Genomic DNA, 26,222 nt, shown 5'->3' with positions numbered 1-26,222 from the left:
AGTTTTGAAGTCTTATTTAGTCTTCCCAAAGTTCTTTAACTTTTGCTTGTACTTCTGCATTTTCTAGGAATTCATCATAGGTTTCATCAATACGATCAATGACGCCATTCTTAGACAAAACAATAATATGGTTTGCTAAAGTTTGAATGAACTCGTGATCATGACTAGCAAAGATGATTGATTCTTTAAAGTTTTTCAATCCATCGTTCAAGCTTGAGATAGATTCCAAGTCCAAGTGGTTTGTTGGATCATCAAGTACAAGGACATTTGATTTCAAGAGCATGAGTTTTGAAAGCATGACACGTACTTTTTCTCCCCCTGACAAGACGTTTACAGGTTTGTTAACCTCGTCTCCAGAGAAGAGCATACGACCAAGGAAACCACGTAGGAAGGTATTGTCATCTTCTTCTTTACTTGCAAATTGACGCAACCAGTCAAGGATTGACTCTCCTCCTGCAAAATCAGCTGAGTTGTCTTTTGGCAAGTAAGAACGGCTAGTAGTAACTCCCCACTTAACCGTTCCTTCGTAGTCGATGTCACCCATAATTGCACGAATTAATGCAGTCGTTTGAATGTCATTTTGTCCAATAAGAGCTGTCTTATCACCTGGACGCAAGATGAAACTAATATTGTCCAGGATAGTTTCACCATCAATCTTTACAGTTAGATTTTCTACTGTCAAGAGATCATTACCAATCTCACGTTCTGCTTTAAAGTTGATAAATGGATATTTACGACTAGATGGCACAATCTCTTCTAATTCAATCTTGTCAAGCATTTTTTTACGAGACGTTGCCTGTCTTGACTTAGAAGCGTTGGCAGAGAAGCGAGCAACGAATTCTTGCAATTGCTTAATTTTCTCTTCTGCCTTGGCATTACGGTCTGCTAGCAATTTAGCAGCGAGCTCAGAAGATTCTTTCCAGAAGTCGTAGTTTCCGACATAGAGTTTGATTTTTCCAAAGTCAAGGTCGGCCATGTGGGTACATACTTTGTTTAAGAAGTGGCGGTCATGAGATACCACGATAACAGTGTTGTCAAAGTCAATCAAGAAGTCTTCTAGCCAAGTAATAGACTGGATATCCAAACCGTTGGTTGGCTCGTCCAAGAGAAGAACATCTGGTTTGCCAAAAAGTGCTTTGGCAAGGAGAACCTTCACTTTTTCACCATTGGCCAATTCGCTCATGTTTTGATAGTGCAATTCTTCTGGAATATTAAGATTTTGAAGTAGTTGAGACGCTTCACTCTCTGCCTCCCAACCTCCAAGTTCGGCAAATTCACCTTCGAGTTCGGCGGCACGCACACCATCCTCATCAGAGAAATCTTCCTTCATGTAGATAGCATCTTTTTCCTTCATGATGCTATAAAGTTTTTCATTTCCCATGATAACGACATCAATTGCACGTTCATCTTCATAGTCAAAGTGATTTTGACGAAGAACAGAGAGACGTTCATCTGGACCAAGAGAGATGTGACCAGTTGTTGGCTCAATATCACCAGCCAAGATTTTTAAGAATGTAGACTTCCCAGCACCATTAGCACCAATTAATCCGTATGTATTTCCTTCTGTAAATTTGATGTTGACATCATCAAAAAGTTTGCGATCACTAAAACGTAGTGAAGCATCAGATACTGTAAGCAATGTTTTTCTCCTATAATATGTAATACATTTATTCTACTAGAAAAGAGAGAAATATTCAAATTTTTCTTTGTCAATTTTATGTCAACTAAGTTTACAGTTATATTTACAGCGAATCGGCTCTTTGATTTAAATAATTTTCTGTTATTTTAACAAAAAAATGCTATAATTGAAGAGACTATTTTGAAGGAGAAAAAAATGACGAAACCCATTATTTTAACAGGAGATCGTCCAACAGGAAAATTGCATATTGGACATTATGTTGGAAGTCTCAAAAATAGAGTATTACTGCAGGAAGAAGACAAGTATGAGATGTTTGTTTTTTTGGCGGACCAACAAGCCTTGACAGATCACGCCAAAGATCCTCAAACAATTGTAGAGTCTATTGGGAATGTTGCCTTGGATTATCTAGCAGTTGGATTGGATCCAAGCAAATCAACTATCTTTATTCAAAGCCAAATCCCAGAGTTGGCTGAACTATCTATGTACTATATGAATTTGGTGTCACTAGCTCGCTTGGAGCGCAATCCTACGGTGAAAACAGAGATTGCTCAGAAAGGGTTTGGAGAAAGTATTCCGACAGGATTTTTGGTTTATCCAATTGCGCAAGCAGCAGATATTACTGCCTTCAAGGCTAATTATGTTCCTGTAGGGACAGATCAGAAACCAATGATTGAACAAACTCGTGAGATTGTTCGTTCCTTTAATAATGCATATAACTGTGATGTCTTAGTGGAGCCAGAAGGGATATATCCAGAAAATGAGAGAGCAGGACGCTTGCCTGGTCTAGATGGAAATGCTAAAATGTCTAAATCCCTTAATAATGGTATTTATTTAGCAGATGATGCGGATACTTTACGTAAAAAAGTCATGAGTATGTATACTGATCCGGATCATATTCGAGTGGAGGATCCAGGTAAGATTGAAGGAAACATGGTTTTCCATTATCTAGATGTGTTTGGTCGTCCAGAAGATGCTCAAGAAATTGCGGATATGAAAGAGCATTATCAACGTGGTGGTCTTGGTGATGTGAAGACGAAACGTTATCTACTTGAAATATTAGAACGCGAACTTGGTCCTATTCGTGAGCGCCGTATCGAATTTGCTAAGGATATGGGTGAAGTGCACAATATGCTTCAAAAAGGTAGTGAAAAAGCTCGTGAGGTTGCAGGGCAAACTCTATCTGAAGTTAAGGGAGCAATGGGACTAAATTATTTTAAATAATAGATAAAATATGAATCGTAAAACTATCTCTTCCATAGAATAACAGGGATAGTTTTTTATATTTTCTGCTATAAATATAATTGACAAATTTCCATAGAATGGTATGATAGATACAATACAAAAAGAGTCAAGCTCAAAAAGAAAGAAAAGAGGAAACTTCAATGTCTAATTGGGACACTAAATTTTTGAAAAAAGGTTTTACCTTTGATGATGTATTGCTCATTCCAGCAGAAAGTCATGTGTTGCCTAATGATGCAGATTTAACAACAAAATTGGCAGATAATCTGACTTTAAATATCCCAATTATAACAGCCGCCATGGATACAGTCACAGAGAGTCAAATGGCCATTGCCATTGCTCGTGCAGGTGGTCTTGGAGTAATCCATAAAAATATGTCTATTGCGCAACAGGCAGATGAAGTTCGCAAGGTAAAACGTTCTGAAAATGGTGTTATTATTGATCCATTCTTCTTGACTCCAGAACATACCATTGCTGAGGCAGACGAACTGATGGGACGTTACCGTATCAGTGGTGTTCCAGTTGTAGAAACACTTGAAAATCGTAAATTGGTTGGTATTCTAACAAACCGAGATCTTCGCTTTATTTCAGATTACAATCAACCAATCTCGAACCATATGACCAGTGAAAATCTTGTCACTGCTCCTGTTGGTACAGATCTTGCAACAGCTGAACATATTCTTCAAGAACACCGTATTGAAAAACTTCCTTTGGTTGACGAGGAAGGCCGTCTTTCTGGCTTGATTACTATCAAAGATATTGAAAAAGTTATTGAGTTTCCAAATGCTGCTAAAGATGAGTTTGGTCGTCTTCTAGTTGCTGGTGCGGTGGGTGTCACTTCAGATACATTTGAACGTGCTGAAGCCCTTTTTGAAGCAGGTGCTGACGCAATTGTTATTGATACTGCACATGGTCACTCTGCTGGAGTTCTGCGTAAAATTGCTGAAATTCGTGCTCATTTCCCAGATCGTACTTTGATTGCAGGTAATATTGCAACTGCAGAAGGAGCGCGTGCTCTTTACGAAGCAGGTGTAGATGTTGTCAAAGTTGGAATTGGACCAGGTTCTATCTGTACCACTCGTGTGATTGCAGGTGTTGGTGTACCACAAGTTACAGCAATCTATGATGCAGCAGCAGTTGCGCATGAATATGGCAAAACAATCATCGCTGATGGTGGAATCAAGTATTCTGGAGATATTGTAAAGGCCCTTGCTGCAGGTGGAAATGCTGTTATGCTTGGATCAATGTTTGCTGGAACAGATGAAGCACCAGGTGAAACTGAAATTTTCCAAGGACGTAAGTTTAAGACTTACCGTGGTATGGGATCAATCGCTGCAATGAAGAAAGGTTCAAGTGACCGTTACTTCCAAGGTGCGGTCAATGAAGCAAACAAACTCGTTCCAGAAGGAATTGAAGGCCGTGTTGCCTATAAAGGTGCAGCAGCTGATATTGTCTTCCAAATGATTGGTGGTATTCGCTCTGGTATGGGTTACTGTGGTGCAGCTAACCTTAAAGAATTGCATGACAATGCTCAATTTATCGAAATGTCTGGGGCTGGTCTAAAAGAAAGTCATCCTCATGATGTTCAAATTACTAATGAAGCACCAAACTACTCTATGTAAGAAGTAAAAAAGAACTCCTAATTTTCAGGAGTTCTTTTTTATTTACAAAGTTGTCAAGGTTGATTTACAGAAATTTTACCGTTTTGAATATTGAAAATACTAAGGTTTTCTGGCAAATTTTGTAAGTGGTCTAAACTTGTTGTTGTAATAAAGGTTTGGATAGATTGAGAAATGGTTTCTAGTAATTTTAGTTGTCGTGTGTTGTCAAGTTCGCTCATAACATCGTCAAGCAAGAGTATTGGAGACTCGTTAGTAATGCTTTCCATTAGTTCAATCTCTGCTAGTTTGATAGAAAGCACAAGACTACGATGTTGCCCTTGACTTCCAAAACTAGCATCCATACCATTAATATAGAAAGCAATGTCATCTCGATGAGGGCCAACACCAGTATTCTTTTTGAATAAATCTCTTGATCTACTTTTCTCTAAAGCCATTTTAAAAGAATCCATTAAGACTTCTTCATTAGTGAAGTTGACAGTTGATTGATAAGATATTGACAACTCTTCTGATTGATTTGAAATTTCTAAGTGTTTTTTTTGACCAAATTTCTCTAAGTCTTTAATAAATTTTATTCGATGCTTTATAACGCGACATCCATACTCTACTAACTGATCATCTAATACTGACAGAAATGTTTCATCAATCTTCTGGCTGGATTTTAGGTAAGTATTTCTTTGCTTGAGTATATGGTTATAGTTTGACAAGTCTGACAAGTAGATTGGTTTAATTTGTCCCAGTTCGATGTCAATAAACTTTCGACGGACAGAAGGTGCTCCTTTAATTAACTGGAGATCTTCAGGTGCGAAGAGGACAACATTCATATGTCCGATGTAGTCTGATAGGCGAGCTTGCTTTAAGTGATTGACTTTAGTCACACGCCCTTTTGGCGTTAAATCAATTTCTAGAGGAATAGAGCTTGTTTTTTTCTGTAGCAAGCCAGAAAGACGGAGTTGCTCGTTATCAAAATGAATGAGATTTTTATCTGTACGAGTCCGATGACTACGTGTCAAGGCCAAGAAATAGATTGCTTCTAGAATATTAGTTTTTCCTTGTGCATTTTGACCTAGAAAGACGTTTAATTTTGGATTAAAATCAATTTTTGCCTCTTTGTAGTTTCGAAAAGTTTTAATTGTTAAATGTTGGAGCCACATGGTTATCTTCCTGGAAAACGTGGAACTTGTTTGGTTTTAGGCGATGAGGAAGTTTTTTGTTTTTCTTTCTTGACACCTTTATTCATCTCTTTGACAAGTTTAGCAATTCGCTCTTTCTCAATCTTATCTGCTTGATATTCTTCTTGCTCTTTTAAACTTGGTTGTGTCAAGGTGATGTCAATTTTTAAATCAGGAATGTCAATCGTATCTCCAACACGAATTTTTTTCCCCCGTCTATTTTCTAATTCACCATTAAAGTAAACGTGATGCTCCATTAGAAAGGATTTGATAGCACCGCCGCTTTGTATAATTCCAAGCTCTTTTAGGAGGGCTTGGAGCGTGATAAATTCTTCAAATAATTTGTATTCCATAATTCACCTCAATCTTTGGTATTATACCATATTTTCCTTGAAATAGCTGAAGGAAAGTTAGCCAAAATGAAAACGGTTTTACTCTTTAAAGCTATAAAGAGAACAAGAAAAATTTTGATTTTCGTGGTATAATAGAACTCTATATGTAAGGAGGTAAGGTATGGAATTAGTGCCTGGAATTTCAGAACATTTTGTTCAATCCAAAAAGTTTAAAACAAATAAAATCACTATTCGTTTTACTGCTCCCTTATCTCTTGAGACAATAGCAGGACGCATGTTGAGCGCGAGTATGTTGGAGACGGCAAATCAAGTTTACCCAACATCTCAAGTATTTCGCAGATACTTGGCAAGTTTATATGGAACAGATATTTCCACAAGTGCTTATCGTAGGGGACAGGCACATATTCTTGACTTAACGTTTACCTATGTGAGGGATGATTTTTTAAGTAAAAAGAATGTCTTGACTTCTCGAATTTTGGAATTGGTGAAACAGACTTTATTTGCTCCCTTAGTTCAAGATGATGCTTTTGAGCCAGCCCTATTTGAAATTGAAAGAAGACAGTTGTTGGCTAGTTTAGCTACTGATATGGATGATTCATTTTATTTTGCTCATAAGGAGTTGGATAGCTTGTTCTTCCATGATGAGCGTCTTCAATTGAGATACAGTGATTTACGAAATAGCATTTCAAATGAGTCTCCAAAAAGCAGCTACACTTGCTTTCAAGATGCTCTGAAAAATGATCGAATTGATTTCTTTTTCTTAGGTGATTTTAATGAAGTAGAAATTACAGAATCGCTGAAATCATTATCCCTTACAGCTAGAGAGAATTGTGTCCCTATCCAATATTATCAATCTTATTCGAATGTCCTACGAGAGGGAATGGTTCAGAGGAATGTTGGGCAATCTATTTTGGAATTAGGCTATCATTCTCCTGTAAAATATGGCGATGATGAGCATTTACCCATGCTTGTCATGAATGGTTTGTTGGGTGAATTTGCACATTCGAAACTTTTTACAAACGTTCGTGAAAATGCTGGAATAGCCTATTCAGTCTCTAGTCAATTGGATTTGTTTAGTGGTCTGTTAAGGATGTATGCGGGTATTGATAGAGAAAATCGAAATCAGGCTAGAAAAATGATGAATCATCAATTGCTAGATCTGAAAAAGGGCAACTTTACAGATTTTGAACTTGAACAAACCAAGGAGATGATTCGAAGATCTTTATTAATTGCTCAAGATAATCAACAGACCCTGGTTGAAAGAGCCTATTTGAATGCTCTATTTGGAAAATCAAGCTTTGATATTGATCGATTGGTGGCAAAATTAGAGAGTGTTGATAAAGAAGCGGTATGTAAAGCTGCCAACAGTTTGAAGTTACAAGCAATTTACTTTATGGAAGGAGTAGAATGACAAAGGTTACTTTTGAAGAAAAATACTATCCTGCTGTAAAGGAAACAGTCTACAAAACACAATTGTCAAATGGATTGACAGTTTCTTTACTCCCTAAACAAGATTTTAATGAGGTTTATGGGGTTGTAACGGTTCAATTTGGTTCCGTAGATGCAACTTATACAAGTTTAGACAAAGGTTTACGTCATCATCCAGCAGGAATTGCACATTTTCTTGAACATAAATTGTTTGAAAGAGAAAACTCTGAGGACATAATGGCTGCTTTTACTCTATTAGGTGCGGAAAGCAATGCCTTTACAAGCTTTACTAAAACCAGCTATCTTTTTTCAACAATTGACCATCTATTAGAGAATTTAGATTTGCTAGATGAGTTAGTCGGAGATGTTCATTTGACAGAAGAGTCTGTTTTGAGGGAACAGGATATTATCCAGCAAGAACGAGAAATGTACCAAGATGATCCAGACTCGCGTTTGTTTTTTGCAACATTAGCCAACCTTTATCCTGATACTCCTTTAGCAACAGATATTGTTGGAAGTGAAAAATCAATTTCTGAGATTCAAGTTTCAAATTTAAAAGAGAACTTTACAGAGTTTTACAAACCTGTCAACATGTCTCTATTTTTAGTTGGAAATATTGATTTGGAGCTCATTGAGGAATACTTCTCAGAAAAGGAAAAGGGAGTTTCAAACCAGTTTACAGTTTCAAAAGAGCAACTACCTTTGCAACCTGTAAAGCAAACAGGTAGCCTTCGGATGGAAGTTTCTTTACCAAAACTTGCTGTTGCTATTAGAGGAACTGATCAAATAACAGAAGAGGAGTCTTATCGTTACAATATTTTATTGAAATTGCTATTTACGATGATGTTTGGCTGGACCTCAGATCGTTTTCAAAGATTATACGAGACAGGGAAGTTAGATGCGTCATTGTCACTAGAGGTTGAGGTAAATAGTCGCTTTCATTTTGTGATATTGACGATGGATACCAAGGAACCTGTTTCTTTGTCGCACCAGTTTCGGAAAGCGATTCGTCAGTTTAGTAGTGATGCAGATATTACTGAGGAGCATCTTGATCTTGTTAAGAGTGAGATGTTTGGAGAATTTTTCAGTAGCATGAACTCCTTGGAATTTATCGCAACCCAATACGATCCTATGGATCTCGGAGAAACAATTTTTGATTTTCCGAAAATTTTACAGGAAATTACTTTGGAGGATGTTCTAGAAGCTGGACATCGTTTGATTGATGATGGTGATCTAGTTGATTTTACCATCTTTCCAGCTTAAAAGATGACTAATACTAGAAAGAAGGAATGGTACGTATGAGAAAAAAAACAATTGGCGAGGTTCTACGTTTAGCTAGAATTAACCAGGGATTGAGTCTGGAAGAATTACAGGAAAAAACTGAAATTCAGTTGGACTTTCTAGAAGCTATGGAGGCAGATGATTTTGATCAACTTCCTAGTACCTTCTACGCTCGTTCTTTTTTAAGAAAATATGCCTGGGCAGTAGAGTTGGATGAGAGAATTGTCTTGGATGCCTATGATTCGGGTAGTATGATTACTTATGAAGAGGTAGATGTTGATGAAGAAGACTTGTCTGGTCGCAGACGATCAAATAAGAAAAAAACGTCTTATCTCCCCTTGTTTTATTTCGTTCTATTTGCTTTGTCGATTTTAATTTTTGTGACTTACTATGTCTGGAACTACATCCAAACTCAGCCAAGTCCTTCTTCTGCAAATTATAGTGTTGTGAGCTCAACTAGTTCCACAACCTCAACTAGTTCATCTTCTAGTAGTCAGACGTCTAGTTCATCTTCTACTACGGAATCAACTATTACAGTGTCAGGCGAAGGAAACCGCATTGAAGCTCTCTATAAAACGAGTAAGGAAACAGCTACTGTTCAGCTGGCAGTTTCAGATACGACTAGCTGGGTTAGTGTTTCGGGAAGTGAGTTGGAAGGTGGTGTGACACTATCCGCAGACAATAAGAATGCAAAAGCAACAGTCTCAACGAAAGATTCTGTAACTATTACTTTGGGTGTGGTAAAGGGAGTTACTTTGACTGTGGACAATCAAACAATCGATACCTCGAAGCTGACAACTCAGACTGGAACTGTAACACTTACATTCACTACAGATTAAGGAAGAACCAATGAAAAAAGAACAAATCCCTAATGTATTAACAATTGGTAGAATTCTCTTTATACCTCTCTTTATTCTTATTTTGACTTTGGACCATTCACAAGGTAGCCACCTGCTGGCAGCTATTATCTTTGCAGTTGCTAGTATAACGGATTATCTTGATGGCTACCTTGCTCGTAAATGGAATGTAGTCAGCAATTTTGGAAAGTTTGCTGATCCGATGGCCGATAAGCTATTGGTTATGTCAGCTTTTATCATGTTGATTGAGTTGGGTATGGCTCCAGCTTGGGTTGTTGCTATTATCATCTGTCGTGAACTTGCGGTGACAGGCTTGCGTTTGTTGCTTGTTGAGACGGGAGGGACAGTTCTAGCAGCAGCGATGCCAGGGAAAATCAAGACCTTTAGTCAGATGTTTGCCATTATCTTTTTGCTCTTACATTGGAATTTAATTGGTCAGCTGTTGCTTTATATCGCTTTGTTTTTCACTATCTACTCTGGCTATGATTATTTCAAGGGTAGCGCTCATCTATTCAAAGGGACATTTGGTTCGAAATGAAATCGATTATTGAAGTAAAAGATCTGTCTTTTCGTTACAAGGAAGATCAGGATCATTATGATGTTAATAATGTCTCGTTTCACGTGAAACGGGGAGAATGGCTTTCGATTGTAGGTCATAATGGGAGTGGGAAGTCAACAACTATCCGTTTGATTGATGGCTTGCTCGAAGCAGAGTCTGGGGAAATCTGGATAGATGGGCAATTGCTGTCCTCTGAGAATGTTTGGGACTTGCGTCGTCAAATTGGTATGGTTTTTCAAAATCCAGATAATCAATTTGTGGGGGCAACTGTTGAAGATGATGTCGCCTTTGGCTTAGAAAATCAGGGACTTCCTCGAGAAGAAATGAAGAAGAGAGTGGCTGAATCTTTGGAGTTGGTAGGTATGCTGGACTTTAAGAAGAGAGAACCAGCTCGTTTATCTGGTGGACAAAAACAACGGGTGGCTATTGCAGGAGTTGTTGCCTTGAGACCTGCTATTTTAATTCTGGACGAGGCTACAAGTATGTTGGATCCTGAGGGACGCAGAGAACTGATTCAGACAGTTCAAGAGATTCGAAAAGATCACCAGATGACAGTCGTCTCCATTACACATGATTTAGAGGAAGTTGCGATGAGTGACCGTGTCTTGGTCATGAAAAAAGGCCAAGTGGAGTCAACCAGTAGCCCAAGAGAACTTTTTTCTCGGGCTGATCTTGACCAGATAGGCTTAGATGATCCCTTTACTAATCAATTGAAAGAATCTTTGAGAGAGACTGGTTATCAGTTGCCGGATGGCTATTTGACAGAAGGAGAGCTAGAGGACAAGTTATGGGAATTACTCTAGAAAATGTGAGCTTTACCTATCAAGAGGGGACTCCCCTATCTTCATCAGCCTTGACTGATGTTTCTTTGATGATTGAGGATGGCTCCTATACAGCTTTGATAGGACATACAGGTAGTGGGAAATCGACTATCTTACAGCTTTTAAATGGCCTATTGCTTCCAAGCAAGGGTTCTGTTCGAGTTTTCGATACCGTCATTACCCCTACATCAACCAATAAAGAAATTCGTCAGATTCGAAAGCAAGTTGGTTTAGTGTTTCAATTTGCTGAAAATCAGATTTTTGAAGAGACTGTCTTGAAAGATGTTGCATTTGGACCGCAAAATTTTGGAGTTTCTGAGGAAGAGGCCAAGAAAATTGCGCGTGAAAAGTTAGCCTTGGTAGGTATCGATGAGTCACTCTTTGAGCGCAGTCCTTTTGAACTTTCGGGTGGCCAAATGAGACGTGTGGCTATAGCAGGTATGCTGGCCATGGAGCCAACTGTCTTGGTTTTGGATGAGCCGACAGCAGGGCTAGATCCTTTGGGCAGAAAAGAATTGATGACCTTGTTTAAAGAACTCCACCTTTCTGGAATGACAATCGTCTTGGTAACGCATTTGATGGATGATGTAGCTGCATATGCTGATCAGGTCTATGTTATGGAAAAGGGGCGTTTGGTCAAAAGTGGCAAACCGTGCGAAGTTTTCCAAGATGTAGCCTCTATGGAAAAAGTACAGTTAGGTGTGCCTAAAATCACAGCCTTTTGTAAACGTTTGGCAGATAGGGGTGTAGCTTTTAAAAAACTGCCAATCAAGATAGAGGAGTTTAAGGAGTCGCTAAATGGATAGTATGATTTTAGGACGTTATATACCAGGAGATTCCATCATTCATCGCTTGGATCCCCGTAGTAAATTGCTCGCTATGATCCTGTTGATTTTGATTGTATTTTGGGCCAATAATCCTCTCACCAATCTCATTCTGTTTGTAGCGACAGGTATATTTATCGCTTTGTCAGGCGTTTCTCTCTCATTTTTCGTTCAGGGATTAAAATCCATGTTCTTCCTGATTGCTTTTACGACTCTTTTTCAGCTCTTTTTCATTTCAAGTGGAAATGTCCTATTTGAGTTTTCTTTTATAAGAATAACGGATTATGCTTTGCAGCAAGCTGGGATTATTTTCTGTCGTTTTGTGTTGATTATTTTCTTTTCAACTTTGCTAACCTTAACGACCATGCCTTTGAGTCTGGCAGCTGCAGTTGAATCTCTTTTAGCGCCGCTGAAACGCGTGAAAGTTCCTGTTCATGAAATTGGTCTGATGTTATCAATGAGTTTGCGTTTTGTTCCAACTTTGATGGATGACACGACGAGAATTATGAATGCTCAAAAAGCTCGTGGAGTTGACTTTGGCGAGGGAAGCATCGTTCAAAAAGTAAAGGCTATGATTCCAATTTTAATTCCTCTTTTTGCAACGAGCTTAAAGCGTGCAGATTCATTGGCAATAGCCATGGAAGCACGTGGCTATCAGGGAGGAAAGGGTAGAAGTCAGTATAGACAGTTGAGATGGAGTCAAAAGGATACACTGGCAATTCTTGTGATTTTGGTACTGGGATGTTTCTTATTTTTCTTAAAATCTTAGCAGGTTTGTAGGATTGATAAGAAGTTCACAGTAGCAGATTTTTAGTATAAAGGTAGGAATATGAACCGTTTTAAAAAATCAAAATATCTAATCATCGTTTTTGTCACAGTTCTGGCAGTTTCTGTTCTATTAGTGACAACCTATTCAAGCGCTATTGTGACGAAACTAGGAGATGGGATTTCCTTAGTAGATAGAATTGTTCAAAAACCTTTTCAGTGGTTTGATACTTTCAAATCAGATTTGGGACATTTGACGCAGACTTACAATGAAAACGAAAGTCTAAAAAAACAGCTCTATCAACTAGAGGTAGAATCTAATCAATCAGAAAGTTTAAAAAATGAAAATGAACAACTACGTCAGTTGCTGGATATGAAGTCAAAATTGCAGGCTACAAAAAACATAGCAGCAGATGTAATTACGCGTTCACCGGTATTTTGGAAGCAAGAGTTAACGATAGATGTAGGAAGTTCAAAGGGTGCTTCTGAAAATATGTTGGCCATTGCAAATGGGGGCTTGATTGGCAGTGTTTCAAAAGTGGAGGATCATTCAACGACTGTCAACCTATTGACAAATACCGAAAATTCGGATAAAATTTCCGTTAAAATCTTGCATGGTTCTACTGAAATTTATGGAATTATCGTTGGTTATGACAAAGAAACCGAACTTCTTAAAATTAGTCAATTAAACAGTAACAGCGACATTAGTGCTGGAGATAGGGTGACTACAGGGGGGCTTGGAAACTTTAATGTTAAGGATATTCCTGTTGGAGAGGTTGTTGCTACAACTCATAGCAGTGATTATCTAACACGAGAGGTAACAGTAAAGTTAAGTGCTGATACTAAAGATCTTCATGTGGTAGAGTTAGTGGGGAATTAGCAATGAGACTGTTAAAACAAGTTGGTATTTTCTTTTTACTTCCTTTTCTTGTGCTAATTGATGCACATATTGGTCAATTAGTAGAATCCTTTTATCCACATTTTCACTTAGCCAGTCATTTCCTGTTTTTATTTCTCTTGTTTGAGACAATTGAGGTATCAGAATACTTCTATCTAGCTTATTGCTGTATAGCAGGTTTGGTGTACGATATCTATTTTTTCCACTTGATAGGAATTGCGACGCTTTTATTTATCTTGATAGGTGCCTCACTTCACAAGTTTAATAGTGTGACTTTGTTGAACCGTTGGACGAGAATGTTAACAATAGTTGTGATGAGCTTCCTATTTGATATGGGTAGTTATCTCCTGGCCCTTGCTATGGGACTGACAGTAGAATCAATGCCAGTTTTCATTGTCTACAGTCTTGTCCCATCAATGATTTTAAACTTTTTGTGGATGGTGATTTTCCAGTATATTTTTGAAAAATATTATCTATAAGAAAGAAATAAAAATGTAACAAAGGCGTAATATTTATTATGTCTTTTTTTGGTATACTAGTAATGTCTTAAATAGAAGGAGTATCTACACAATATGAAGAAAAAAATCTTAGCGTCACTTTTATTAAGTACAGTATTAGTCTCTCAAGTGTCGGTGTTAACAACTGTTCACGCTGAAACAACTGATGAAAAAATTGCTGCTCAAGATAGTAAGATTAGTGACTTGACAGCCCAACAAAAAGAAGCTCAAAAACAGGTAGATGAAATCCAAACGCAAGTTACAGCCATTCAAACACAGCAAACAAACTTGCAAGCTGAAAATGAAACACTACAGGCGGAATCTAAAAAACTTGAAGGAGAAATTACAGAGCTCTCTAAGAACATTGTTGCTCGTAATGAATCTTTGGAAAAACAAGCACGTAGCGCACAAACAAACGGTGCTGCAACTAGCTATATCAATACAATTGTAAATTCAAAATCAATTACAGAAGCTATTTCCCGTGTTGCGGCTATGAGCGAGATTGTATCAGCTAACAATAAAATGTTGGAACAACAAAAAGCTGATAAAAAATCAATCTCAGAAAAACAAGTTGCAAATAATGAAGCAATCAATACTGTAATTGCGAACCAACAAACGCTTGCTGACGATGCACAAACATTGACAACAAAACAGGCGGAGTTAAAAGTTGCTGAGTTGAACCTTGCTGCAGAGAAAGCTACTGCAGAAGGCGAGAAAGCTACCTTGTTGGAACAAAAAGCAGCAGCAGAGGCAGAAGCGAAAGCAGCAGCTGAAGCAGAGGCAGCTTATAAAGCACGTCAAACAAGTCAACAACAATCAGTTGTTGCTTCTGGAAACACAAGTTTCTCAGCTCAAGTGCAAGCAACATCTACATCAGCGTCAGCATCAGCATCAGCATCTGACGACGAGGACTCAAGCTACACCCCAGCACCTACTCCGACTCCTACTAGACAACGTCCAACATACAGTACAAATGCTTCAAGTTATCCAACTGGTGAATGTACTTGGGGAGCTAAAACATTAGCACCTTGGGCTGGAGATTACTGGGGTAACGGAGCGCAGTGGGCTACAAGTGCAGCGGCTGCAGGATTCCGTACTGGATCAACTCCACAAGTTGGTGCGATTGCATGTTGGAATGACGGTGGATATGGACACGTAGCGGTTGTTACAGCTGTTTCATCATCAACTAGCATTCAAGTATCAGAATCAAACTATGGTGGAGATCGTACAATCGGTAACAAACGTGGATGGTTCAATCCAACTACAACTTCTGAAGGTTATGTTACTTATATCTATCCAAACTAATGAATGAAATAAAGAGGCTCGATTTGAGTCTCTTTTATTATTTTTTATCGAAAGCAAGACCGAAATCTATCAGTAAGTGGTAAGAGTTTTTAGAAAATCAAATAATTCAATATTTTTAGGAGAACAGAGAAATCTGTTCTCTTTTTTGTTCGCTTAAAAATCTATTGGAAAGGAGTTCAACGATGGTAGGATTAGAGATTGTAATGAATTTAGACACACTAGAAATCTTTGACGTTATCGATCATGACAAGACTGGGAATAGCGAACAAGCGCCTAAAACCATCCAATTAAGTTTATTTGACTCAATGACGTGCATTTGACAGAAGGAGATATATTAGGATGGACAGAGAAGCGCTATACAATGAATTAATTCAAAGCGAACCATTAGGTTTCATTGATCCATTCTCAGATCTTGGAGAGTTTGATCCTCTTCAGCTGAAATTTAAACAACCCGTAAAGGACTTAGTGAATCGATATTCAGGACAACCTTACAGCTTGACCTGGCAACATAAAATTATGGAAATGCGGAAGTTGTTTATTGCCTATCAGATAGCATTAAATGAAGAAGATAAGCAGATAAACTTTCAGCGAAGAACAAGAAGCGAAGAGTCCAAAGAACATGCTGATGCTATTGTAACAACCTATTTGAAGCTGGGATTTAGTTTTAAAGAGATTGAGAAGCGTGTTTCTTTATCTTACAAGCAACTTCGTCGAGGATGGAGAAGAAGTGATCACATAATGACAAATAGTCCTGAATTTTATAGCAAAGGGGACTTATCTGAAGGTTACTGTTTACCGAGTAAAAAGCTACCTAAAAGTATGAGAATAAATGAGGGATAGAAAATGGAAACGGGTATTTGTAGACGATGTTCTTGCGACTGGGTTACACCTTGCATTAATGAAAAGTATGGTCCTTGTTGGTGGGTAGATAAAAACAGAACGCTGTGTAGCCACTGTTTTTATGGATTTAATGATGAATCTTGTCAGACAAAAGTTTATTACAGACCAGGGTATGATTGGCTTGAGAGAGATTGGGAATTTGCTTGGGAGATACTGACAAATTCAAAAAGTCATTGGGTATATGATATGGAACATGATGTGTTGTGTGTGGTTGGTTTAGGAGATCATATTGGAGCCGTTAGATTTATTGTAAGGAACTTTTATGGACTTAATCGCATTTATCGTGAGGAGATTCCTAAATGGCAAGAAATTATTGGGAATAATATGATTTTTTATAATGCAAAGGTCAATGATTCAAAACATTACGCTAGTTCTTTGCCTAGAAAGTATAAACATGTGGATTGATATGGATAATAAAATTATTGAGAAGATACAAAATCTTTTAGAGTTAGCTTACGATGCACCAAACGATGAAGAGGGGCAGACTGCCCTTCTGATGGCTCAAAGACTTATGGTGAAGCATAATCTTTCTATGAATGATTTAACGAATAGTAAAACTCAAAAAGATATTGGTGAAACAATAGGAACATGGGAATACAGACTTCCATGGTGGCAAGAAAAGTTGGCAGGTATTTTAGGTGAAAATTTTAGATGTAAAACGATAAGAAGACGACTTCCTGAAGACGGCATCACACAGATAATTTTCTTTGGATATCAATCTGATGCTGAATTTTGTAGTAAGGTTTACGAAGGTGCGCTTTTATACCTTAAATATCGGCTGAAACGACTTTTTCCTACAGTATCAAGAGCAAGATGGAAAGACTATAAGAAATCGTACTTACTTGGTTTCTTAAATGGAGTAGATCAACGTTTTCAGGGACAGGTTCAATCATCAGAAGAATTTGGTTTGATGGTAAAAATCCCAGCAGAAGTTTTGGAAGAACAACATCGTCGCATGGGAAGTTTAAATAATAGAACCATTAATGTTAAAGTTAATGTTGATTATGAGGCCTATATTGCTGGTTTTGAACATGCAAAAGAGACCAGGTTGTTATCAGAAGAATTATTGAATAAATGAGAATGAACATAGGAGGAAAGAACTATGAAAAATACAGATTGGAAAAAAATTACACAAAGCCCCCTTACTAGCTTTGATTTTAAAAGCGTGGAAAGCGCTTTTGGGATGCCGATGCGTTACGCAAACAATTCATCGCATTTGGTAGCTTGCTTGGAGAAAAGTAAGCTGATGTTAGATGACATTTTTCAAGAGAAAATAAATTTTCTCTTAAACGGTCTGTTTTACGCAGACGGGGAGGTGAAAAAGAGCTTGTTTATCGAAGAAAATATGAGCGTTTTCTTCGAGTTGAAAAAGTGTGTTTATGATGCACACATTAAGAGCTTAAATAAAATTTAAGTGTTAAAATAAAAAACCTCAGAAGAAGGTAGGAGGAAATTACATGATTTTTGGATTTATTGTATTGTTTGTTGTAGGAGTGTGCATTTCGTTCAGTGGAGTATTTATCATAGCTAAAAATACAGACATCAGACTTAGCTGGAGTGGTGAGAAAGATTTCTTTCCAAATCTAACTACTTGGGAATGGATGGTGAGTATCTTTTTAATTATTGTAGGAGGGGTAATGATTTACTTCTCATATAAAGAGTTGGCACCATATTTTATAAGTGTATTGGACTTCAAACTATAACTAGTGAAGGGATATGAGAGAGCTAAAAATCATGAAAAAGATTGATTTATTAAAATGCTTATCCATCATCACAAAAGACGGATTAAGAACACAAAAATTTAAGAATAGTCATCTACAGCTCATCTCTTCATCTGAAGAAGGAAGACGAGGGTCTGTATTTGCTTATCGTTCAAAAGCGAATATGGTGAAGGCACGTGGTGTTGTTTTAACCTCTGTCGAATCATTGCTGGAGAACCAGGATCAGTTTACACACTGGACTCCTAACGTATATTGCTACGGAAGCTATAGCGATGCTGGTCGACGGATTACACGTGGACACTCTGAAGATAATCTTAGACAGATTAACACATTCTACATTGACTTCGATATTACCTCTGCAGCTGAAGAAATGACGACAGGAGATATTTTAACCGCTTCTCTGGAGCTGGGTTTTATGCCGACGTTGATTCTAAAATCTGATAAAGGATTTCAAGCCTATTTTGTCCTCTCAGAATCAGCCTATGTTACAGCTCATTCCCAATTTCGAGTGGTGAAGGTGGCCAAAGCAATCTCTCAAAATTTGAGAAATTACTTTGCTCAAACCTTACCAGTAGATATAACCTGTAACCATTTTGGAATTGCTCGGATTCCTCGAACTGATAATGTCGAATTCTTTGAACCTGACTATACCTATTCATTCCAGGAGTGGTTAGATTGGTCAATGAAGCAATCAGACCTTCCCTTCCCAAGTAAAAAGCCAAATTTGACGGTTATTTCAGGTTCTGAAGGGGTAAAACAGATTGATGAACCCTGGTATCAATTGCTGATGAGAGAGGGGAATATCAAAGGTGGAAAAGCCTTGATGGGAAGAAACAACGTTCTTTTCACGCTAGCTTTAGCGAACTTCTCTTCAGGAATCGATCAGGAAGAGTGTGAGGAGGTTCTTTCTAGTTTTAATGCGAATCTAGACGAACCACTCTCTTCAGCTGAATATCATAAGATTATCACAAGCGCCTACTCAGGAAAATATGAAGCTGCTAGTCGTGACTATGTGATGACTTTATGTAAAGCATGGGTCAATCAGGAACTCAAGGCTTCAGATCTCTTTGTGAAGCAACGTTGGTACAAGTTTAAGAAGAAACGTGCAGACAGAAAGAATAGTCATCTTCATGAATGGAAAACAGATGTCATGGCCTATTTAGAAGGCTTCTATCAATCTGAGGATCCATTTATCCAGACGACGAAAAAAGAGATACGAGAGAAGTTGAACATTCCTGAGCGCTCATTAGACAAAGTATTGAAAGTTCTCAAAGCAGAACAAAAGATCTTCTTCACAGTCAAACACGGTCGTGGAGGAGGCATCAGATTAGCCTCTATCAAAGCAATCTTGCTTTCCCTTATCCAGGTGAAGAAAGAACGTCAGGAGGCTTATATGGCCAATATTGCTGCTTTCTTTGAAGAAAGTATAGAGTTCACTCAGAGAGTGATAGAAAGGGTTAAAGATGGCTTTAAACAAACACAACAACTATCTCTATTTGAGCTTGATATTGGATAATTTTAAAAACCCGCAGACTGCCTTACATTTATATCTACGATTATTACCAAGATATAAATGTATATAAAATAATCTATGGAGGAATGATATGATTTTGATTTTAGCTGGACTATTTAGTCTTATATTTGTTGGAGGATCTTTATTAGTTTTCTCACTTATAGGGATTCGTCAACGAGTTCGTTTAGAAAACGGATATGATATTGAATTAGAGACAGATCTATTGGCAATGGTTGGCGAAAATAGAAAGTGAGAAGAAGAATGAAGTACGTAATTTTCAGTTTTGAATTAGGTGACTATATTTGTAATGGGGAGAATAAAGTTTTAGTTTTTGATACATTAGGACTAGCTTTTCAGTATCTTCAAAAGCATTACCGTAAACCACTTCCTGAACAAAGAAAAAAGAGATTGATTCACTATCCTGATGTGTATCAAGCTCCGTTTAGACTTTTAAAAGTTTGTTAGGAAGGAGAAAGGTCGATGTCAGAGTTATTCAAAATTATTAGAGGATACTACCTAACAGGGGTTGGTCAGGAACCATTGGCTTATTATTTTAAACTTTCATCGGATAACTTAAAATTTGAGTCTGTTTCTGCAGGGGATGTTGCTTTAACTTTTTATCAAAACGAGGAGAGTATTTCTAGCATTCCAGCGATCATTAGAGTAGATAGTGTTATCTCGAATGATAAAATGATTTCAGATTATCTGCAGGAGGAGTTGAGAGATCATTATCCAATGTTGCCAATTGTCCGTGTATTGGATTCCGAGGAATTTGATCCTTTACTCTTTCAAGAAGTGATGACAACGTTCACTAACTTGAAATTAGAAATAAAAGAATTGGCCAAGATTGATTATGTTCAAGGTTCCATATTTGATTTTGTGGATGAGGAGGAGATAGGATGAAAGAGCTTTTTACGCATGTTAAGTTAGCTCTAGGGGCTCTTCTTGTCATTTTACTTGTGAGTCTCGCAGTTTTAGGAGGATATAGGCTGTATAAAGATTATTTTATCTTAGATTATGATCCTCACCTTACTCAGAAGGAATACCAGAATACTGTGCTTGATCAAAATGTAAACCTAGTATTTTATAAAAAAAATTGTCCTTACTGTCAGGCTGGGAAAAGCGTAGTTGTAGATGCAGCCAATAAAGGTTCCTATCCTACATTTTACATTGACACTCAGACAGAAGAAGGTCAAAAGTTGGTAGAAAAATACCAGGTTGAAAAAGCTGCAACTATCATCAAGATTCGTAAGGGAAAAATAAAGAAATATCTATATGCTTCAAGAGATTCGGAGGAAAAGATTGTAGCAGATGAGAAAAGTATTCAGGAGGCCATAAATGACTAAAAGGGTAAAGCTAAGTAAATGGGCCGAGACAGCTTTTCACAGATTGAAGTATGTCTAAGGAGGTAGTATGTATCAATTTTTAAATGCTATTGCGCATGGGGTGGTTGGAACTGTCCTGATTGCGATCTGGTTTGTGCCACTCTTCAAGATAACTATATGTGATAACTTTGGAAATGAAATCAAAACGAAAAGGCTGCCATTAGCGTTCTTAATGCTACTAAAAAGTGTTTGGCCGAAAAGTAAGGTTTCATTTATTTGGAAAGGATATAAGAAACATGAGAAGAACTAATGCTCATGTACGGTAAGGAAGCAAGCAACCGAAAACAAGAGATAGACCGCCAGCACTACACTATTCCGAACCAAAGACCAAAAGATAAGCATTGTGGGAAAATCTAAACTTTTGGATTTTCCTACAATGCCGACTACGGCGGAATCCTTCCCACTCCTTATATCTTTATTTCCGTATACATTGAATTTGTATTTAGTAAATGCTATAATGTCCCTATTCAAATTATAAATGTGTTGAATTAGTTACATGTACATATTTTTTGTGCCGCATAAATACCCTGTTGAGGTTGTCGTTCTTTGTCCAGATGTGGAAACAATAAAAGGAAGGGAACGATACAGGGAGAAAACAGGCTATTCCGGCTTTACGGTTGAAACCTTATACGATACATTTATGCAGACAACACCACGGATCGGCTTTTGGCTGGACAATTCCAACCAAACACCACAGCAGACAGCAGAAACCATTCTGAACGCCAGAAAGTCGGTATGATTGTTACATATAAGGGGAAGAAAAATTTCTTTTAGGTACTTTCTTTCCTAAAACTAATGTGATATAATAGCATCATTCCAAAAAAGGAGTAAAAAATATGCGGCAAGGTATTCTTAAATAAAACTATAATCAAATAGTGGGAACAAAGGATTATGATAGTCCCTTTTGTGGGGGCTTGGTTTTTTGTACCCAATTTAAGAATACTTTTGCCTTATCAATTTTGACATATCCGAAAAACAGCAATCACAAACAGGTGTATGCTGTATATGTGTATGTCCGCAAATTATAATCCCCAGTGGTAAAAGTATTTTACTGCTGGGGATTTTTATGCCCTTTTGGGGCTGTAAAAGGAGGACAATCACATGAAAATAATCAATATTGGAATTCTCGCCCATGTAGACGCAGGAAAAACAACATTGACGGAAAGCCTGCTGTACACCAGTGGAGCGATTGCGGAACAAGGAAACGTGGATAAAGGAACTACAAGAACAGACACTATGATTTTGGAACGGCAGCGCGGAATTACCATTCAGACAGCGGTTACTTCTTTTTGCTGGAATGATTATAAAATCAATATCGTGGACACTCCCGGTCATATGGATTTTTTAACCGAAGCATACCGCTCTTTATCTGTCCTTGACGGAGCTGTTTTAGTCATTTCGGCAAAAGACGGCGTACAGGCACAAACCCGTATATTATTCCATGCGCTTCAGAAAATGGACATTCCGACAATTATCTTTATAAATAAGATAGACCAAAATGGGATCGACCTGCGGCGTGTTTACCAAAGCATTAAAGATAAACTTACCAGTGATATGATTGTCATGCAGGAGGTTTCCCTGTCGCCAAAGATAACCATGACCGATATTTCTGATTTGGACAAATGGGATATGATTATTTCCGGAAGCGATGAACTATTAGAACGATATGTTGCAGAGGATTCTTTGGATATACAGGAATTACAATATGAAAAGTGCAAAAGAACCAGATGCTGCTCTTTGTTTCCTGTTTATCATGGGAGTGCAAAAGACAATTTAGGAACAGAAAAACTGATTGAAGCGATTACAGAAACTTTCATTACAGAAACAGACGATATTCAGTCTGAATTATGTGGATATGTTTTTAAGGTTGAGTATACAGAGCGGAAAAAACGGCTTTCTTATTTACGCCTGTATCATGGGACGCTCCATTTACGGGATACCCTGCTGCTGTCAAAAAAGGAAAAAATAAAGATTACAGAAATGTGTATTCCGTCAAATGGTGAAATCGTCCCGGTTGACCATGCCTGTCCGGGAGAAATTGTTATTTTAGCTGATGATACTTTGAAACTGAACGACATTCTGGGAAATGAAAAACTCCTGCCTCACAAAACACGGATTGATAATCCCATGCCATTACTTCGGACAACGGTAGAGCCGCAAAAGCCGGAGCAAAGGGAAGCCCTGTTAAATGCCCTCACAGAGATTGCTGATACAGACCCTCTTTTGCATTTTGACATTGATACTGTTACACATGAGATTATATTATCTTTTTTGGGAAAAGTACAGTTAGAAGTTATTTGTTCGCTATTAGAAGAAAAATATCATGTGGGCGTGGCTATGAAAGAGCCTTCGGTTATTTATCTGGAAAGACCGCAAAAAAAAGCGAGCTACACGATTCATATTGAAGTGCCGCCGAATCCGTTTTGGGCATCTATTGGTTTGACTGTAACACCGCTTCCTGTTGGAAGCGGAACACAATATAAAAGCGAGGTATCTCTCGGCTATTTAAACCAAAGTTTTCAAAATGCCGTCATGGAGGGTGTGCGTTATGGAATGGAGCAGGGCTTATATGGCTGGGGAGTGACAGACTGCCAAATTTGTTTTGATTATGGAGTTTATTACAGCCCGGTCAGCACCCCCGCTGATTTTCGTTTTCTTGCGCCTGTCGTGTTGGAGCAGGCATTGAAAAAAGCAGGAACACAACTGTTGGAACCATACCTTTCCTTTACCCTTTTTGCACCGCAGGAATATCTTTCACGGGCTTATAATGACGCACCAAAGTATTGCGCAATCATTGAATCAACCAGACTTGAAAAAGATGAAGTTATTTTTAAGGGGGAAATCCCTGCCCGTTGTATTGGTGAATATAGAAATGATTTGAATTTTTATACAAATGGAAGAAGTGTCTGCATTACAGAATTAAAAGGGTATCAGGAAACTTCCGGCGAGCCTGTGTTTCAGCCACGCCGCCCGAACAGCCGTTTAGACAAGATCCGGCATATGTTTCAGAAGATAATGTAACATCTTGCGCAATGCAAACGTTCATTGCTGGCTATTGCGAAATATCATTGATAAAATCAGCATCAGAGAGGAGGAACCATTTTGAACCAGAAACAGACGGATATTACAACAGGAAAGCAAATACGTCATCTGCGAACACAATCGGGAATGACACAGGAAGAACTGGCTGGGAAATTGAATGTTACCCGGCAGGCGCTATCGAATTGGGAGAGAGATGTTAATGAACCCGATTTAAATACGTTGAAAAAAATTTGTTTTCTTTTTGGAGTCCACATGGACGATTTTGCGAAGGAGGTAATAACAAAAATGGAAACATGTGAAAAAAAGAGAAACGACAATTTAATAAGTATGATATGGCAATTGGACTTTTTTATGGTGTCGGGATATTTCTTGGCATTGGTATTTTCTTTGTTGGCGGTTTTATGACAATGTCGGGTGCAGGGTGGGGAGCATCACTATTTGGCGGTGGCTGTTTTTCTCTTGTATTTGGCTTGATATGCCATGCAGTTATTACATTGAGAAGAAATGACAAATGATGACATATCCTGCTTTCTAGTCTTTTCGGTCATATCGCGTAAAAAAGCCGCTGCTTTTGGCTTTCCAATAGCGGCGGCAAAGGGAAATATCCTTTGAATACCTTACAGAAGAAAAGTTTTGCAGCATTATAAAAATAAAAGCCTATACCATTTTGGAAAGAAAAGATACATAATAGTCAAGACGGCAACAATCAGAAGTTATGGAGGGTAACAATGGAATATAGTAAGGAAGATTTAATGGAAGCAAAAAGGCAAATTTTGGGAGTGGGAGAGAACATGGGAACAGAGGAAAGCAAAAAGATCTGGGAGAAAAACGCACAATTTTGGGATGATGCAATGGGTGACGAATCCAATGAATTTCACAGAGAGGTAGTACGTCCCAAAGTAACGGAACTTCTCTCTCCTGATCCTTCGGATTACATTTTGGATATTGCGTGCGGCAATGGAAATTATTCTTCGTATCTTGCACAGAGAGGCGCTTCGGTCGTCGCTTTTGATTACAGCAAAAAAATGATAGAATTGGCTAAAAGACGGCGATCACAATATGCAAAACAAATTGAGTTTTGCGTAGCGGATGCGACCAATAGAGAAAGCTTATTAGGATTAAAAAGAAATCGAGCCTTTACGAAAGCAGTTTCTAATATGGCAATTATGGATATTACGGATATTGAACCGCTTTTTATGGCTGTTTATGAACTATTGGAGGAAAACGGGATTTTTGTCTTTGCAACGCAGCACCCTTGTTTTATCACATTGACTGAAAAATATATGACACCGCACAGTTACTATGATATAGCGATCGAAGGGCAGCCGGAGGAGCAGATTTATTATCATCGTTCCATACAAGATATTTTTAACCTTTGTTTCAGAGCTGGATTTGTCATTGATGGATTTTATGAAGAATGTTTCAAAAACAATAAAGAAATTCCTATGGTAATGATAGTAAGGCTTAAAAAGGTAAAACGTGATAGCTTAAAATAAATTCAAGTTTGCCGGATAAATAGCAAACCCGGCCGAGCCAGTCAACGGTCAAGATGAACGGGCTTCGCCCGCCGTTGACAGCCCCGCCCGGTTTTGCAGTTAGGCAGTCAAGGAGCGACAGCCTAAAGTGCTGCCGCCCCTTACTATCATAAAAAGCAACTACTAACCAGCCACAGCCCTTTTGGGAGGAAAGGGGGATTTTCCATGACCTGTACAGAAGAATATCGGGAACATATCGAGTACACTTTCCATGCCTTTTGCAAAGTCGTTATCCGAAATGCAACGATCAACGCAGCGAGGACACGGAGCAGGAAGCACAAAAGAGAAATATCCCTTGAATACCTCACAGACGAAAAGCACTACCCTTTAGGCACGACAGATGAATATTTCCAAGCCCCGGAGCCGGACGAGGAATACATACTTACCCTTTGCGGCGATACGGTCATTTTCAGCAGCGGTTTACTTGCGGAAGCCCTGTCACGGCTGGACGAACGGGAGCGGGAAATGATTTACCTGTCCTTTTTCAAGCGTATTCCACAGCACGAAATTGGCAGACAGTACGGGCGCAGCCGCAGCACAGCGGGCTACCATATCCGAAAAGCCCTACGGCAGCTCCAAGCGGAAATGGAGGGAATGGCATATGAGAAATAATAGGCTTCTCCCCTATGAAACAATCGTCCAAGCCGCCAGCGGGGAGCCGGAAGCGGTGGGAACTGTATTGCAGTATTACCGCCGCCGCATACAATGTGCCGCCCGTGTGAATGGACGGGTAGACCAAGATACAGAGGACTACATCACCCAGACGCTTCTCACAGCTATTTTCAAGTTCCGCTTTGGGAGATAGCCCTACCGCCTACAACTGAATAACCGCCGCTTCGCCGGCAACCAGAAAGCAGTAAATCTATTCA

General features: G+C 38.4%; 32 protein-coding genes. 29 read left to right on the top strand and 3 right to left on the bottom strand.

Annotation, left to right across the window (positions count from 1 at the left end):
* Nucleotides 1-16 precede the first annotated feature (16 nt).
* Nucleotides 17-1,639, bottom strand: a complete 1,623-nt coding sequence (locus tag M9H69_RS10280) for an ATP-binding cassette domain-containing protein (RefSeq protein WP_250315574.1) — start codon at nucleotides 1,637-1,639, stop codon at nucleotides 17-19.
* Nucleotides 1,640-1,834: 195 nt separating this feature from the next.
* On the opposite strand from M9H69_RS10280, the gene trpS reads away from it, so the two are divergent.
* On the top strand, nucleotides 1,835-2,860 hold the full coding sequence (gene trpS, locus M9H69_RS10275) for a tryptophan--tRNA ligase (protein ID WP_000165468.1): 1,026 nt from the start codon (nucleotides 1,835-1,837) through the stop codon (nucleotides 2,858-2,860).
* A gap of 161 nt (nucleotides 2,861-3,021) precedes the next feature.
* Nucleotides 3,022-4,500 (top strand): IMP dehydrogenase, encoded by a 1,479-nt coding sequence (gene guaB / locus M9H69_RS10270; protein ID WP_250315573.1) that lies wholly within the window; start codon nucleotides 3,022-3,024, stop codon nucleotides 4,498-4,500.
* A gap of 53 nt (nucleotides 4,501-4,553) precedes the next feature.
* On the opposite strand, the gene recF is transcribed toward guaB, so the two are convergent.
* Together recF and yaaA are read right to left on the bottom strand one after the other, a co-directional pair.
* The gene (gene recF, locus M9H69_RS10265) at nucleotides 4,554-5,651 is read right to left on the bottom strand and encodes a DNA replication/repair protein RecF (protein WP_250315572.1); all 1,098 of its coding nucleotides are present in this window, start codon (nucleotides 5,649-5,651) and stop codon (nucleotides 4,554-4,556) included.
* 2 nt (nucleotides 5,652-5,653) lie between these two features.
* Nucleotides 5,654-6,022 (bottom strand): S4 domain-containing protein YaaA, encoded by a 369-nt coding sequence (gene yaaA / locus M9H69_RS10260; RefSeq protein WP_250315571.1) that lies wholly within the window; start codon nucleotides 6,020-6,022, stop codon nucleotides 5,654-5,656.
* 160 nt (nucleotides 6,023-6,182) lie between these two features.
* On the opposite strand from yaaA, the gene yfmF reads away from it, so the two are divergent.
* The 27 genes from yfmF (at nucleotide 6,183) to M9H69_RS10125 (ending at nucleotide 26,158) form a co-directional block, all read left to right on the top strand.
* Complete coding sequence (gene yfmF / locus M9H69_RS10255) at nucleotides 6,183-7,433, top strand: EF-P 5-aminopentanol modification-associated protein YfmF (RefSeq protein WP_250315570.1); 1,251 nt, start codon at nucleotides 6,183-6,185, stop codon at nucleotides 7,431-7,433.
* Entirely contained in the window at nucleotides 7,430-8,713 is a 1,284-nt protein-coding gene (yfmH, locus tag M9H69_RS10250; RefSeq protein ID WP_250315569.1) for an EF-P 5-aminopentanol modification-associated protein YfmH, read from the top strand. Before yfmF ends, yfmH begins: the two co-directional genes overlap by 4 nt.
* Before the next feature lie 35 nt (nucleotides 8,714-8,748).
* Nucleotides 8,749-9,570 (top strand): cytoskeleton protein RodZ, encoded by an 822-nt coding sequence (gene rodZ / locus M9H69_RS10245; RefSeq protein ID WP_250315568.1) that lies wholly within the window; start codon nucleotides 8,749-8,751, stop codon nucleotides 9,568-9,570.
* Between the two features lie 10 nt (nucleotides 9,571-9,580).
* A complete protein-coding gene (pgsA, locus tag M9H69_RS10240) occupies nucleotides 9,581-10,126 on the top strand; it encodes a CDP-diacylglycerol--glycerol-3-phosphate 3-phosphatidyltransferase (RefSeq protein WP_250315567.1) in 546 nt (181 codons plus the stop codon).
* Nucleotides 10,123-10,950 carry an energy-coupling factor ABC transporter ATP-binding protein gene (locus M9H69_RS10235; RefSeq protein ID WP_250315566.1) on the top strand — a complete coding sequence of 276 codons (828 nt, stop codon included), beginning with the start codon at nucleotides 10,123-10,125 and terminating at the stop codon, nucleotides 10,948-10,950. The genes pgsA and M9H69_RS10235 overlap by 4 nt, the downstream gene beginning before the upstream one ends.
* Nucleotides 10,935-11,774, top strand: a complete 840-nt coding sequence (locus tag M9H69_RS10230; protein ID WP_250315565.1) for an energy-coupling factor transporter ATPase — start codon at nucleotides 10,935-10,937, stop codon at nucleotides 11,772-11,774. The genes M9H69_RS10235 and M9H69_RS10230 overlap by 16 nt, the downstream gene beginning before the upstream one ends.
* The gene (locus tag M9H69_RS10225) at nucleotides 11,767-12,561 is read left to right on the top strand and encodes an energy-coupling factor transporter transmembrane component T family protein (protein WP_045618149.1); all 795 of its coding nucleotides are present in this window, start codon (nucleotides 11,767-11,769) and stop codon (nucleotides 12,559-12,561) included. The genes M9H69_RS10230 and M9H69_RS10225 overlap by 8 nt, the downstream gene beginning before the upstream one ends.
* Before the next feature lie 60 nt (nucleotides 12,562-12,621).
* Nucleotides 12,622-13,437 carry a rod shape-determining protein MreC gene (gene mreC / locus M9H69_RS10220; protein ID WP_250315564.1) on the top strand — a complete coding sequence of 272 codons (816 nt, stop codon included), beginning with the start codon at nucleotides 12,622-12,624 and terminating at the stop codon, nucleotides 13,435-13,437.
* A 2-nt stretch (nucleotides 13,438-13,439) separates the two neighbouring features.
* Nucleotides 13,440-13,934, top strand: a complete 495-nt coding sequence (gene mreD, locus M9H69_RS10215) for a rod shape-determining protein MreD (protein ID WP_001237923.1) — start codon at nucleotides 13,440-13,442, stop codon at nucleotides 13,932-13,934.
* A 93-nt stretch (nucleotides 13,935-14,027) separates the two neighbouring features.
* Nucleotides 14,028-15,257, top strand: coding sequence for a peptidoglycan hydrolase PcsB (gene pcsB / locus M9H69_RS10210; protein ID WP_250315563.1), 1,230 nt, complete (start codon nucleotides 14,028-14,030; stop codon nucleotides 15,255-15,257).
* A 182-nt stretch (nucleotides 15,258-15,439) separates the two neighbouring features.
* Nucleotides 15,440-15,577 (top strand): hypothetical protein, encoded by a 138-nt coding sequence (locus M9H69_RS10205; RefSeq protein ID WP_000232911.1) that lies wholly within the window; start codon nucleotides 15,440-15,442, stop codon nucleotides 15,575-15,577.
* 19 nt (nucleotides 15,578-15,596) lie between these two features.
* Entirely contained in the window at nucleotides 15,597-16,097 is a 501-nt protein-coding gene (locus tag M9H69_RS10200) for a modification methylase Sau96I (RefSeq protein ID WP_250315562.1), read from the top strand.
* A gap of 3 nt (nucleotides 16,098-16,100) precedes the next feature.
* On the top strand, nucleotides 16,101-16,562 hold the full coding sequence (locus M9H69_RS10195) for a hypothetical protein (protein WP_250315561.1): 462 nt from the start codon (nucleotides 16,101-16,103) through the stop codon (nucleotides 16,560-16,562).
* A 1-nt stretch (nucleotide 16,563) separates the two neighbouring features.
* Entirely contained in the window at nucleotides 16,564-17,235 is a 672-nt protein-coding gene (locus tag M9H69_RS10190) for a DUF2786 domain-containing protein (protein WP_009730758.1), read from the top strand.
* 24 nt (nucleotides 17,236-17,259) lie between these two features.
* Complete coding sequence (locus M9H69_RS10185; protein ID WP_250315560.1) at nucleotides 17,260-17,571, top strand: hypothetical protein; 312 nt, start codon at nucleotides 17,260-17,262, stop codon at nucleotides 17,569-17,571.
* Nucleotides 17,572-17,614: 43 nt separating this feature from the next.
* The gene (locus M9H69_RS10180) at nucleotides 17,615-17,860 is read left to right on the top strand and encodes a synthase (RefSeq protein ID WP_250315559.1); all 246 of its coding nucleotides are present in this window, start codon (nucleotides 17,615-17,617) and stop codon (nucleotides 17,858-17,860) included.
* A gap of 31 nt (nucleotides 17,861-17,891) precedes the next feature.
* Nucleotides 17,892-19,394 (top strand): primase C-terminal domain-containing protein, encoded by a 1,503-nt coding sequence (locus M9H69_RS10175; protein ID WP_250315558.1) that lies wholly within the window; start codon nucleotides 17,892-17,894, stop codon nucleotides 19,392-19,394.
* 88 nt (nucleotides 19,395-19,482) lie between these two features.
* Nucleotides 19,483-19,644, top strand: coding sequence for a hypothetical protein (locus tag M9H69_RS10170; RefSeq protein WP_250315557.1), 162 nt, complete (start codon nucleotides 19,483-19,485; stop codon nucleotides 19,642-19,644).
* A gap of 8 nt (nucleotides 19,645-19,652) precedes the next feature.
* Complete coding sequence (locus M9H69_RS10165; RefSeq protein ID WP_000878299.1) at nucleotides 19,653-19,856, top strand: hypothetical protein; 204 nt, start codon at nucleotides 19,653-19,655, stop codon at nucleotides 19,854-19,856.
* Between the two features lie 15 nt (nucleotides 19,857-19,871).
* Nucleotides 19,872-20,294: a hypothetical protein gene (locus M9H69_RS10160; RefSeq protein ID WP_250315556.1), complete on the top strand. Its 423-nt coding sequence runs from the start codon at nucleotides 19,872-19,874 to the stop codon at nucleotides 20,292-20,294.
* Nucleotides 20,291-20,737: a thioredoxin domain-containing protein gene (locus M9H69_RS10155; RefSeq protein WP_250315555.1), complete on the top strand. Its 447-nt coding sequence runs from the start codon at nucleotides 20,291-20,293 to the stop codon at nucleotides 20,735-20,737. Before M9H69_RS10160 ends, M9H69_RS10155 begins: the two co-directional genes overlap by 4 nt.
* Nucleotides 20,738-20,804: 67 nt before the next feature.
* Nucleotides 20,805-21,026 carry a multidrug transporter MATE gene (locus tag M9H69_RS10150; RefSeq protein ID WP_250315554.1) on the top strand — a complete coding sequence of 74 codons (222 nt, stop codon included), beginning with the start codon at nucleotides 20,805-20,807 and terminating at the stop codon, nucleotides 21,024-21,026.
* Between the two features lie 851 nt (nucleotides 21,027-21,877).
* A complete protein-coding gene (gene tet(32), locus M9H69_RS10145; protein ID WP_002602099.1) occupies nucleotides 21,878-23,797 on the top strand; it encodes a tetracycline resistance ribosomal protection protein Tet(32) in 1,920 nt (639 codons plus the stop codon).
* Nucleotides 23,798-23,878: 81 nt separating this feature from the next.
* Nucleotides 23,879-24,223, top strand: coding sequence for a helix-turn-helix domain-containing protein (locus M9H69_RS10140; RefSeq protein ID WP_002602098.1), 345 nt, complete (start codon nucleotides 23,879-23,881; stop codon nucleotides 24,221-24,223).
* A gap of 323 nt (nucleotides 24,224-24,546) precedes the next feature.
* Nucleotides 24,547-25,314, top strand: a complete 768-nt coding sequence (locus M9H69_RS10135) for a class I SAM-dependent methyltransferase (RefSeq protein ID WP_002602097.1) — start codon at nucleotides 24,547-24,549, stop codon at nucleotides 25,312-25,314.
* A 204-nt stretch (nucleotides 25,315-25,518) separates the two neighbouring features.
* The gene (locus M9H69_RS10130) at nucleotides 25,519-25,965 is read left to right on the top strand and encodes an RNA polymerase sigma factor (protein WP_002602096.1); all 447 of its coding nucleotides are present in this window, start codon (nucleotides 25,519-25,521) and stop codon (nucleotides 25,963-25,965) included.
* Nucleotides 25,955-26,158 carry a helix-turn-helix domain-containing protein gene (locus M9H69_RS10125; RefSeq protein WP_002602095.1) on the top strand — a complete coding sequence of 68 codons (204 nt, stop codon included), beginning with the start codon at nucleotides 25,955-25,957 and terminating at the stop codon, nucleotides 26,156-26,158. The genes M9H69_RS10130 and M9H69_RS10125 overlap by 11 nt, the downstream gene beginning before the upstream one ends.
* Nucleotides 26,159-26,222 lie beyond the last annotated feature (64 nt).

It is taken from the genome of Streptococcus oralis, assembly GCF_023611505.1.
In the GTDB taxonomy this organism is placed as follows: Bacteria; Bacillota; Bacilli; order Lactobacillales; family Streptococcaceae; genus Streptococcus; species Streptococcus oralis_CT.
The sequence above is the reverse complement of the archived record's forward strand: the minus strand, read 5'-3'. Positions and strand labels throughout refer to the sequence as shown.

Coding starts and splice junctions, on each gene's coding strand:
- M9H69_RS10190 (WP_009730758.1), top strand. CDS start 16,564: ATGGATAATAAAATTATTGAGAAGATACAAAATCTTTTAGAGTTAGCT.
- trpS (WP_000165468.1), top strand. CDS start 1,835: ATGACGAAACCCATTATTTTAACAGGAGATCGTCCAACAGGAAAATTG.
- M9H69_RS10170 (WP_250315557.1), top strand. CDS start 19,483: ATGATTTTGATTTTAGCTGGACTATTTAGTCTTATATTTGTTGGAGGA.
- M9H69_RS10135 (WP_002602097.1), top strand. CDS start 24,547: ATGGAATATAGTAAGGAAGATTTAATGGAAGCAAAAAGGCAAATTTTG.
- pcsB (WP_250315563.1), top strand. CDS start 14,028: ATGAAGAAAAAAATCTTAGCGTCACTTTTATTAAGTACAGTATTAGTC.
- recF (WP_250315572.1), bottom strand. CDS start 5,651: ATGTGGCTCCAACATTTAACAATTAAAACTTTTCGAAACTACAAAGAG.
- M9H69_RS10185 (WP_250315560.1), top strand. CDS start 17,260: ATGAAAAATACAGATTGGAAAAAAATTACACAAAGCCCCCTTACTAGC.
- pgsA (WP_250315567.1), top strand. CDS start 9,581: ATGAAAAAAGAACAAATCCCTAATGTATTAACAATTGGTAGAATTCTC.
- M9H69_RS10165 (WP_000878299.1), top strand. CDS start 19,653: ATGAAGTACGTAATTTTCAGTTTTGAATTAGGTGACTATATTTGTAAT.
- yaaA (WP_250315571.1), bottom strand. CDS start 6,022: ATGGAATACAAATTATTTGAAGAATTTATCACGCTCCAAGCCCTCCTA.
- M9H69_RS10205 (WP_000232911.1), top strand. CDS start 15,440: ATGGTAGGATTAGAGATTGTAATGAATTTAGACACACTAGAAATCTTT.
- M9H69_RS10160 (WP_250315556.1), top strand. CDS start 19,872: ATGTCAGAGTTATTCAAAATTATTAGAGGATACTACCTAACAGGGGTT.
- M9H69_RS10195 (WP_250315561.1), top strand. CDS start 16,101: ATGGAAACGGGTATTTGTAGACGATGTTCTTGCGACTGGGTTACACCT.
- M9H69_RS10130 (WP_002602096.1), top strand. CDS start 25,519: ATGACCTGTACAGAAGAATATCGGGAACATATCGAGTACACTTTCCAT.
- yfmF (WP_250315570.1), top strand. CDS start 6,183: ATGGAATTAGTGCCTGGAATTTCAGAACATTTTGTTCAATCCAAAAAG.
- mreC (WP_250315564.1), top strand. CDS start 12,622: ATGAACCGTTTTAAAAAATCAAAATATCTAATCATCGTTTTTGTCACA.
- M9H69_RS10175 (WP_250315558.1), top strand. CDS start 17,892: ATGAAAAAGATTGATTTATTAAAATGCTTATCCATCATCACAAAAGAC.
- M9H69_RS10180 (WP_250315559.1), top strand. CDS start 17,615: ATGATTTTTGGATTTATTGTATTGTTTGTTGTAGGAGTGTGCATTTCG.
- rodZ (WP_250315568.1), top strand. CDS start 8,749: ATGAGAAAAAAAACAATTGGCGAGGTTCTACGTTTAGCTAGAATTAAC.
- yfmH (WP_250315569.1), top strand. CDS start 7,430: ATGACAAAGGTTACTTTTGAAGAAAAATACTATCCTGCTGTAAAGGAA.
- M9H69_RS10235 (WP_250315566.1), top strand. CDS start 10,123: ATGAAATCGATTATTGAAGTAAAAGATCTGTCTTTTCGTTACAAGGAA.
- M9H69_RS10225 (WP_045618149.1), top strand. CDS start 11,767: ATGGATAGTATGATTTTAGGACGTTATATACCAGGAGATTCCATCATT.
- M9H69_RS10150 (WP_250315554.1), top strand. CDS start 20,805: ATGTATCAATTTTTAAATGCTATTGCGCATGGGGTGGTTGGAACTGTC.
- guaB (WP_250315573.1), top strand. CDS start 3,022: ATGTCTAATTGGGACACTAAATTTTTGAAAAAAGGTTTTACCTTTGAT.
- M9H69_RS10200 (WP_250315562.1), top strand. CDS start 15,597: ATGGACAGAGAAGCGCTATACAATGAATTAATTCAAAGCGAACCATTA.
- M9H69_RS10230 (WP_250315565.1), top strand. CDS start 10,935: ATGGGAATTACTCTAGAAAATGTGAGCTTTACCTATCAAGAGGGGACT.
- M9H69_RS10125 (WP_002602095.1), top strand. CDS start 25,955: ATGAGAAATAATAGGCTTCTCCCCTATGAAACAATCGTCCAAGCCGCC.
- mreD (WP_001237923.1), top strand. CDS start 13,440: ATGAGACTGTTAAAACAAGTTGGTATTTTCTTTTTACTTCCTTTTCTT.
- M9H69_RS10155 (WP_250315555.1), top strand. CDS start 20,291: ATGAAAGAGCTTTTTACGCATGTTAAGTTAGCTCTAGGGGCTCTTCTT.